The organism is Epilithonimonas sp. JDS (assembly GCF_021261315.1).
Taxonomy (GTDB): Bacteria; Bacteroidota; Bacteroidia; order Flavobacteriales; family Weeksellaceae; genus Epilithonimonas.
The window spans coordinates 1-1,277 of the sequence record NZ_JAJSAX010000016.1; the positions used below are offsets into that span (position 1 = coordinate 1).

Genomic DNA, 1,277 nt, shown 5'->3' on the forward strand with positions numbered 1-1,277 from the left:
TCTCATTTAGAATCCTTAATGAATGAACTCCGTGAAAAGATATTTTCTCAGCAATTTAGATTTAAAGATGATTTAGGGAATAATTTTCCAAAATGGGAATCAAAAAAATTTGGAGATATTGGAACATTTTTTTCAGGAGGGACTCCATTAACATCTAATAAAAGTTATTACAATGGGAATATTCCTTTTATTAAATCTGGTGAGATTAATTCCACTAAAACAGCACAATTTATTTCACAAGAAGCACTAAAAAAATCTTCTGCCAAAATGGTTAATAGAGGAGATTTAATTTATGCACTATATGGAGCAACTAGTGGAGAAGTCGGATTAGCAAAAATAGATGGAGCAATAAATCAAGCGATTTTATGTATAAGAACAAGTTTAAACAGTTCTTATTTATTAAATTATTTGAAATTAAAAAAGGAAAGTATTTTAAAAACCTATTTACAAGGAGGACAAGGTAATTTATCCGGAGATATAGTAAAATCTTTAATAATCCCAATACCAACTTTTGACGAGCAAACCAAAATTTCCAATTTCCTTTCTTCTATCGATGAAAAAATCGAAACAGAAAAGAAAATTTTAACACAATATGAAATCCAAAAGAAGTACCTTTTGTCAAACCTATTTGTCTAAACAAATAAATTGGTAAGTAAATACTTTTTCTGCATTTCATATTTAGTTAATAAATCTTTTTGTAAAGTTATCTTTTCATCAATAGTTGATAAAAATAACGCTATCTTATTTTGTTCTTCAATATTTGGAATCGGTATTTTTATTTTTTCAATTTCAGACTTACTAATTTCTGGAAATGTTGAACCATTAGCTCTTTTGGTTAATTCATATTTATTAACTTTAATCCAATAGAAAATGTAGATATTATTAATGTCTTTGTTAGCTATTAGAGATTGAAAACCTTGATTAGTAGTGCATTCTTTAAGAGCTATCGAAGTTTCTCCAATGGTGGCTCTTGTTGTAATTAAGATTGTTCCTTTAGGTAATATTTTTGCTGAAGAATTTTTCAATCCTAAATCTGTAATTGTTCTTTCACTTTTTGAAACGAAATTTGATTTAATTTCGGTTGGAGTAAACCATTGAATATCTCCGTTCCAATATTCTGTCTTATTTGTTTCAGGCGTCCCACCACCAATTATTTTGCAGACATCTTGAAGTTCTTTTAGATTCCAATTTGGAAAAGCACAGTCACTATTTTTAAATCTTAATTTCTGTGAAAATAATTTTTTAGAAACTGTATTTTTCAAAAGTTGCATATCTCT

General features: G+C 27.6%; 2 protein-coding genes. One reads left to right on the forward strand and one right to left on the reverse strand.

The window, feature by feature from the left end:
- Window positions 1-636: restriction endonuclease subunit S (locus LUD75_RS19055; RefSeq protein WP_232707393.1), on the forward strand; the 636-nt coding region annotated here is incomplete at its 5' end.
- On the opposite strand, the gene LUD75_RS19060 is transcribed toward LUD75_RS19055, so the two are convergent.
- The coding region (locus LUD75_RS19060; RefSeq protein WP_232707394.1) for a restriction endonuclease subunit S at window positions 633-1,277 on the reverse strand (645 nt) is incomplete at its 5' end. The genes LUD75_RS19055 and LUD75_RS19060 overlap by 4 nt on opposite strands.